The following is a 7,356-nucleotide window of genomic DNA, read 5'->3' as shown; positions in this document are numbered from 1 at the left end:
CGCCGACCAGATGTGGCAGGTCCGCTGACATGACGATCGGCTGGCCATTGAGGCTGAGGATCACATCTCCCACCTGCAGGCCACCCTTGGCAGCCGGACCATCATCCTGGATCTGTGCGACCAGGGCTCCGGCAGGTTTTTCCAGTCCGAAAGACTCGGCCAGGTCTTTGTTGACCTCCTGGATCACCACGCCAAGCCAGCCACGGCTGACCTTACCTCCCGCCTTGAGCTGGGAGGACACGTCCATGGCTACGTCGATCGGGATAGCAAAGGAAACGCCCATGAAGCCGCCGGAACGGGTATAAATCTGCGAGTTGATCCCCACGACCTCACCGGCCAGGTTGAACAACGGGCCACCGGAGTTACCCGGGTTGATAGGCACGTCGGTCTGGATGAACGGCACATAGTTTTCGTTCGGCAGGCTGCGACCGATGGCACTGACGATGCCCTGGGTCACGGTATGGTCGAAGCCGAACGGCGAGCCGATGGCCACGACCCATTGGCCAGCCTTCAGATCCTGGGACTTGCCCAGCTTCAATACGGGCAAGTCCTTGCCATCGATCTTCAACAGCGCCACGTCGGAACGCGGATCGGTACCGACCAGCTTGGCTTTCAATTCGCTGCGATCGGCCAGGCGTACGAGGATTTCGTCAGCGTCAGCGATCACGTGATTGTTGGTCAGGATGTAGCCATCCGGGGAGATGATGAAACCCGAGCCCAGGGACTGGGCTTCGCGCTGTCGATCCCCACGGGGAGAACGCTGCTGTGGCGGCATGCCACGCTCGAAGAATTCCCGCAGCATCGGCGGCAGGCCTTCGAGGTCGGGCATGGGACCCGCAGAGACCCGGCGATCTGGCAGTTTCTGCGTGGTACTGATGTTCACCACCGCAGGCGATGCCTGCTCGACCAGTTGGGTGAAATCAGGCAGTTCGGCCGCCTGGGCAGAAACGGCCTGCCCAAGCACCAGCACAGTGGCGAGGATGGTGAAGTAGGACTTCAAGCGTGGTATCGACATACGGCTCCCGTTACGACGAGCGTGGTTAAGCGATAGGGAACGAACAGCGCCGACACCAAGCGGGCGGCAGTTTTGTTCCAGGAACGACAAATTAGGTCAGAACCGAAAGGCTCTGACCTATAAAAAAACTCTGGGGATTTTGCAAATGAATTTGCTGGCCAAACATTTCATCTTCTCAATTGTGGAGTAGCCATCACTGACCTCTTGCACAACCAATAAAGCTTCATTGCTTAGCGGTAGAGTCTGAACGCATCGACAAGGCGATACGCTCGGCGGTACCGATCGGGATCTCCCCGACTACCGTGACCATCATCTCGCCATCGGGCGTGGTCAGGCGACGCGATACCGCCACGGTGGGCCCAAGTTGGGTCCGGGTGTCGGTGACCGTTGCACCGTTGAGCGGCTCGAGGAATACCGAGAACCGTGCCAGGCCATCCTCATACAGCAGGCTGTTGACCATCACCTTGGTTTGCGGATCCTTGCGCGCACTGCTGCTGGTCAACTCGAAGCCCGGCGGCAACCAGTCGGAGCGCCAGGTTTGTGCAGCCTTGACTGCCGAAGCCTTGTCACTATCAAGGGTGACTGGCTTGCAATCGGCGGTGGCACGCAGCTCGGCATCCCCCGGAACATCGCGGGTATCCAGGCGGGTGAACTGGAAGCGCTCGAGCAATTGCCCCTTGTCGTTGAGCAGCAAGGACTTGAGTGGTAGCCCGGTCTCACGATCCAGGTGCAGCTCGAAGCCGTAGCGATGCTGGTCCTTGGGCGCGACCGAGACGATCACCGCCGGACGCCCTGCCACCCGCGACTTGCCGATGACGGCAAGGTCGTACCAATTCTTGAGTTTCTGAGGGTCCAGCGCACGCGCCACCGAGTCTGCAGAATCTCCCAATCCTGCCACCAGCGTGCCACTGACACATTGGGTGCGACCATCGACACGCACTACCTCTTGAGCAGAGCCATCGAGCTGGACCAGACGCTCGAGAACCCTTCCATCCTGGACACGATGCCAGATGTTATGGGTAGAGAAACTACCGTTACGCTCGTAAACGAAGGTGCCCTGGAAGCTTTGCTGCTGTTCCGCTTGCCCAAGACGCTGCAACCAGTCCTGGGCTTCGTCGGCGTGGGCTGGAACCACAAACCAGCCACTGAGCAGAAGCGAGAGTAGAGGGATGGCGCGCATGATCCTCCTTAGCGGTTTTCCAGGCTTGCCGCACGAGCATAAGGCAATGCGCTTTCAGTGCCTTTGAGTGCAGCTTGCTGGGCATGCTGACGCAGATAGCTTGGCAGACGCTGGTCATGCCAGCCTGGCTGTCCTTGCAATACGCCATTGGCCATGGGGCCAGTGGCTTCCGAATTCTCATTGTAGCCGGCCAGTACCGCTGGGCCTTTGACTTGTGGCGCTGCCAGGGTGGGCTGGCCAGCCTGCTGAGCCAGTTCGACGCCAGCGATCTCATCGTGGTTGTACAAGCGCACACCCGCCAGGACCGCAACCGTCACCGAGGCGGCTACCGCCAGGCGACCCAGGCTACGCCATGGCCCACGGGAACCCTTGGCAGGTACGGCTTCATCAGCCAGGGCTGCAGAAACGGCAGCGGCGATATCCAGACGTGGAAGCAGCAACTCCTTGTGCATGGCCGCCCGGGCGATTTGATAACGAGCCCAGGTCTCACGGGTTTCCACTTCGTCGACGGCATTCAATACCCGACGTAATTCCAGTTCGTCCGCTTCGTTATCCATCACCGCGGACAGCGATTCCTGCAGGGCTTCACGACTCATGGCGGTTCCTCTCTTGGCTGTCGCCGCTGTCTCAGGTTTCCTGCAACAACGGCTGCAGGGCTTTATCGATGGCTTCCCGAGCGCGGAAAATCCGGGAGCGCACGGTACCCACCGGACACTGCATGACACTGGCAATGTCCTCGTAACTCAGACCATCAAATTCACGTAAAGTTAAAGCCGTACGCAAATCTTCAGGTAGTTGCTGGATGGTTCGATGGACGGTGCCTTCGATCTCATCCCGCAGCAATGACCGTTCCGGTGATTCGAGATCCTTCAGGCCGTGATCGCCATCATAGAACTCCGCATCTTCAGAACTGACATCGCTATCCGGCGGCCGGCGGCCGCGTGAAACCAGATAGTTTTTCGCCGTATTGATGGCGATACGGTAAAGCCACGTATAGAACGCGCTGTCACCACGAAAATTACCTAGTGCACGGTATGCCTTGATAAAGGCTTCCTGTGCGACATCCTGGGCTTCATGGGTGTCGTGCACGAAACGCACGATCAACCCGAGAATTTTGTGCTGGTACTTCAGCACGAGCAGATCGAACGCTCGCTTGTCGCCACGCTGAACGCGCTCGACCAGCTGCTGATCCTCTTCCTGGGTTAGCATGAACACTCCTCGATAAACTCGGAGGAGGCGTGCACTACTAATCGATCAGGCTTGCAAACATAGACTCGGGCTTTTCGCAAAAGTTCTCCCCCTCCAAGCAAGTTTCCTGCGGGCTCTGATCCGGCACGCACGAAAAACGCAGCGCGGGCAAGGCCGGCTGCGCGAATAATCCTGTCGTCGATTTTCACCCCAGGAAAACAGGCTGAAAACCCTGGATAAAACCGACGCTGTCCCTTCTTTCAGGCAACCTTCTATTGAGTTTGGGGCCTTGGCAAAAGTTCCCAATCTTTATAGCCGTGCCGGACGAAGTATGTGTAACGCTAAAGAGAAAAACAGCCCTGTGCCCTCGATCGTCCCTGTCAGGCCTGGTAACGGCCTGAGCCCCGGCTGACCGCAAGCAACGCTTTTGCTCAGCGAAGTCGCACAATGCCATGCAGGCGCGGCTATTGTGCCGCTCCCCCCCTCTATATACTAGTGGGCTGTGTGGCTGCTTTGACTTGCCGATTCAGGCGTCTTGCGCCAACCCCGTCCCGGGTCGCTTTGAGCGGAATCCTTCAAATGAGCCAACAGTTTCAACACGATGTTCTGGTGATTGGCAGCGGTGCCGCCGGCTTGAGTCTGGCCCTGACGCTGCCCAGCCACCTGCGGATTGCGGTCCTGAGCAAGGGCGACCTCGCCAACGGCTCGACCTATCGCGCCCAGGGCGGCGTGGCCGCGGTGCTGGACGACACCGACACGGTCGATTCCCATGTCGACGACACCCTCAATGCCGGTGCCGGCCTGTGCCACGAAGACGCCGTGCGCTTCACCGTGGAGCATAGCCGCGAGGCGATCCAGTGGCTGATCGACCAGGGAGTCCCCTTCACCCGTGACGAAGAAGCCGGCAACGATGACAACGGCTTCGAGTTTCACCTGACCCGTGAAGGAGGCCACAGCCATCGGCGGATCATCCATGCGGCGGATGCCACCGGCGCGGCCATCTTCACCACCCTGCTGGCCAAGGCCCGGCAGCATCCCAATATAGAACTGCTGGAACAGAGGGTCGCGGTCGACCTGATCACCGAGAAGCGCCTGGGCCTGGAAGGCGAGCGCTGCCTGGGTGCCTACGTGCTCAACCGCACCACCGGCGAAGTCGACACCTTCGGCGCGCGCTTCGTGATCCTCGCCTCTGGCGGCGCGGCCAAGGTCTACCTCTATACCAGCAACCCCGACAGTGCCTGCGGCGATGGCATCGCCATGGCCTGGCGCGCGGGCTGCCGGGTGGCCAACCTGGAGTTCAACCAGTTCCATCCCACCTGCCTGTACCACCCGCAGGCCAAGAACTTCCTGGTGACCGAAGCCCTGCGCGGCGAAGGCGCCCACCTGAAGCTGCCCAATGGCGAGCGCTTCATGCAGCGCTTCGACCCACGGGCCGAGCTGGCACCCCGGGACATCGTCGCCCGGGCCATCGACCATGAAATGAAGCGCCTGGGTATCGACTGCGTCTACCTGGACATCAGCCACAAGCCGCAAGCTTTCATCAAGAGCCACTTCCCCACGGTCTACGAGCGTTGCCTGGAATTCTCCATCGACATCACCCGGCAGCCCATACCGGTGGTGCCGGCGGCCCACTACACCTGCGGCGGAGTCATGGTCGACCAGCATGGCCAGACCGACGTGCCTGGCCTGTATGCCATCGGCGAGACCAGCTTTACCGGCCTGCACGGGGCCAACCGCATGGCCAGCAATTCGCTGCTCGAGTGCTTCGTCTATGCACGCTCGGCAGCGGCCGACATCCTCCGGCAACTACCGCAGGTCGCCTTGCCTATCGCCCTGCCCGCCTGGGACGCCAGCCAGGTCACCGATTCCGACGAGGACGTGATCATCGCGCACAACTGGGATGAACTACGGCGGTTCATGTGGGACTACGTGGGCATCGTGCGTACCAACAAACGCCTGCAACGGGCACAGCACCGGGTGCGCCTGCTTCTGGACGAGATCGACGAGTTCTACAGCAACTACAAGGTCAGCCGCGACCTCATCGAGCTGCGCAACCTGGCCCAGGTCGCCGAGCTGATGATTCTCTCGGCCATGGCTCGCAAGGAAAGCCGGGGCCTGCACTACACCCTCGACTATCCACAGATGCTCCCCGAGGCCCGGGACACTATTCTGCAGCCGCCCACCTATCGCGAGCGAACTTGAGCCGTACCCGCAGGCGCCGATGCTCGTCGGCCGCCTGCGCATCCCGCGGAACGCAGACGGAGTGAATCCGGCGCCGGCCCTTCAGGCGAAAACGCAATACCACGATCAACGGCAGCGCCAGGCTATCGGGACACAACTGCACCGCCTGCCAGCCACCGGCACGGTTCCACAACTGCCAGCCGGCGACACCGTGACGCAGGCGGGTGAAGGCTCGGGAGTGGCTCAACAGGACTTGCCGGGGCAGCGCCCAGGCGGCGTGCAACAGGCACAGCGACAACCCCAGGAGCTTGGCGAAAAGCGGAATGTCGAGAAGAAAAACGGCACACAGGGCGAAAGCCTGGGCCAACAGATAAGCCGCCAGCAGTTGCATGGACGCCCGCCAGCGGCTCTCGAACAGCTTACTTGGGCTGGACACGATCCAGGATCATGCGCACCATGCGCTGCAACTCGGGATCAGGGGATTCGCTGCGCTCCATGAACCAGCCGAACATGTCCTGGTCCTCGCACTCGAGCAGGTTGCGGTAGCACTGGCGATCCGTTTCGTTGAGATGCGGGTACACCTCCTTGACGAACGGCACCAGCAACACGTCCAGTTCGAGCATGCCGCGACGGCTGTGCCAGTAGAGGCGATTCAGTTCAACATCTTCAACCATGGAACGCTCCTCAAATAGGGCGCCAGTATACAGCCCGGGACAGGTGATGACAGTCGGCTTTGGTCGGCCACCGCCTATCCTTTGTGAACTATCCATTTCAAAGGCGCCCCCTTATGATGTGCCCCAGACTTTTTACCCTGCGATGAACCATGGCTGACTCCGCTTTTTTCTGCCCCCTGTCCCACGAAGGCGTACTCGCCGTCCGCGGCCCCGATGCCGGCAAATTCCTGCAGGGCCAATTGACCTGCAACCTCAATTACCTCAGCGACAGCCAGTCCAGCCTTGGCGCCCGCTGCACCCAGAAAGGCCGCATGCAATCCAGTTTCCGTATCCTCCTGGAGGGTGACGGCTGCCTGCTGGCCATGGCCGGCGAACTGGTGGAGCCGCAACTGGCGGACCTGAAGAAATACGCGGTGTTCTCCAAGGCCACGCTCAGCGATGAAAGCACCCGCTGGGCCCGTTTCGGCCTGTCCTCGGCCCAGGCCGCCCTCGACCAGCTGGGCCTGGAACTGCCCCAGGAAGACGGTGCCGTGGCCCGGGCAGATGGCCTGATCGCGGTGCGCGTCTCGAGCGACCGCGCCGAACTCTGGGTCCCGGCCGAACGCGCCGCCAGCCTGGGCCAGCAACTGGCCGCGCGACTGCCCGAAGGCCAGCTGAACCAGTGGCTGCTGGGGCAGATCCGGGCCGGCCTGGGCCAGGTCATGGCACAGACCCGCGAGCTGTTCATCCCGCAGATGCTCAACCTGCAGGCCGTGGGGGGCGTCAGCTTCAAGAAGGGTTGCTATACCGGACAGGAAATCGTCGCCCGCATGCAGTACCTGGGCAAGCTCAAGCGCCGCCTGTACCGCCTGGCCCTGGCCACGGACGAACAACCGGAGCCCGGCACTCCGCTGTTTGCCCCGATCCACGGCAGCGCCATCGGTGAAGTGGTCCTGGCGGCCCGCGCCCCGGAGCGGATCGAATTACTGGCGGTGTTGCAGGCCGAGGCCGTGGAAGATGGCAACCTGCACCTGGGGACGCCCGAAGGACCGGGCCTGCAATTGCTCGAGCTGCCATACCAGCTGGACCGTGATCGCGAAATCCAGCGCTGATCGCCCGCCCTTTCCTGCACCACCCAA

8 protein-coding genes are annotated in these 7,356 nt (G+C 61.4%); 2 read left to right on the top strand and 6 right to left on the bottom strand.

Annotated elements, in window-relative coordinates:
• The 4 genes from ACK6AU_RS23930 to rpoE all read right to left on the bottom strand — a co-directional run.
• Positions 1-1,015: Do family serine endopeptidase (locus ACK6AU_RS23930; RefSeq protein ID WP_409301806.1), on the bottom strand; the 1,015-nt coding region annotated here is incomplete at its 3' end.
• Between the two features lie 223 nt (positions 1,016-1,238).
• Positions 1,239-2,195, bottom strand: a complete 957-nt coding sequence (locus tag ACK6AU_RS23925) for a MucB/RseB C-terminal domain-containing protein (RefSeq protein WP_409301804.1) — start codon at positions 2,193-2,195, stop codon at positions 1,239-1,241.
• Between the two features lie 8 nt (positions 2,196-2,203).
• Positions 2,204-2,791 (bottom strand): sigma-E factor negative regulatory protein, encoded by a 588-nt coding sequence (locus tag ACK6AU_RS23920; RefSeq protein ID WP_022642865.1) that lies wholly within the window; start codon positions 2,789-2,791, stop codon positions 2,204-2,206.
• Positions 2,792-2,822: 31 nt separating this feature from the next.
• Positions 2,823-3,404 carry an RNA polymerase sigma factor RpoE gene (rpoE, locus tag ACK6AU_RS23915; RefSeq protein ID WP_022642864.1) on the bottom strand — a complete coding sequence of 194 codons (582 nt, stop codon included), beginning with the start codon at positions 3,402-3,404 and terminating at the stop codon, positions 2,823-2,825.
• Between the two features lie 558 nt (positions 3,405-3,962).
• Between rpoE and nadB the strand changes: the two genes are divergently transcribed.
• Positions 3,963-5,585 carry an L-aspartate oxidase gene (gene nadB, locus ACK6AU_RS23910; protein WP_185698009.1) on the top strand — a complete coding sequence of 541 codons (1,623 nt, stop codon included), beginning with the start codon at positions 3,963-3,965 and terminating at the stop codon, positions 5,583-5,585.
• On the opposite strand, the gene ACK6AU_RS23905 is transcribed toward nadB, so the two are convergent.
• Together ACK6AU_RS23905 and ACK6AU_RS23900 are read right to left on the bottom strand one after the other, a co-directional pair.
• Positions 5,548-6,000: a protein YgfX gene (locus ACK6AU_RS23905; RefSeq protein ID WP_409301801.1), complete on the bottom strand. Its 453-nt coding sequence runs from the start codon at positions 5,998-6,000 to the stop codon at positions 5,548-5,550. The genes nadB and ACK6AU_RS23905 overlap by 38 nt on opposite strands.
• Positions 5,984-6,238: a succinate dehydrogenase assembly factor 2 gene (locus ACK6AU_RS23900; protein ID WP_022642859.1), complete on the bottom strand. Its 255-nt coding sequence runs from the start codon at positions 6,236-6,238 to the stop codon at positions 5,984-5,986. The genes ACK6AU_RS23905 and ACK6AU_RS23900 overlap by 17 nt, the downstream gene beginning before the upstream one ends.
• A 149-nt stretch (positions 6,239-6,387) precedes the next feature.
• Here ACK6AU_RS23900 and ACK6AU_RS23895 point away from each other — a divergent pair, with 149 nt between their 5' ends.
• Positions 6,388-7,329: a YgfZ/GcvT domain-containing protein gene (locus ACK6AU_RS23895; RefSeq protein ID WP_409301799.1), complete on the top strand. Its 942-nt coding sequence runs from the start codon at positions 6,388-6,390 to the stop codon at positions 7,327-7,329.
• Positions 7,330-7,356: the final 27 nt, after the last annotated feature.

This window comes from Pseudomonas sp. KCJK8993 (assembly GCF_046230915.1).
Classification (GTDB): Bacteria; Pseudomonadota; Gammaproteobacteria; order Pseudomonadales; family Pseudomonadaceae; genus Aquipseudomonas; species Aquipseudomonas piscis.
This window is presented reverse-complemented; position numbering and strand designations above follow the sequence as displayed.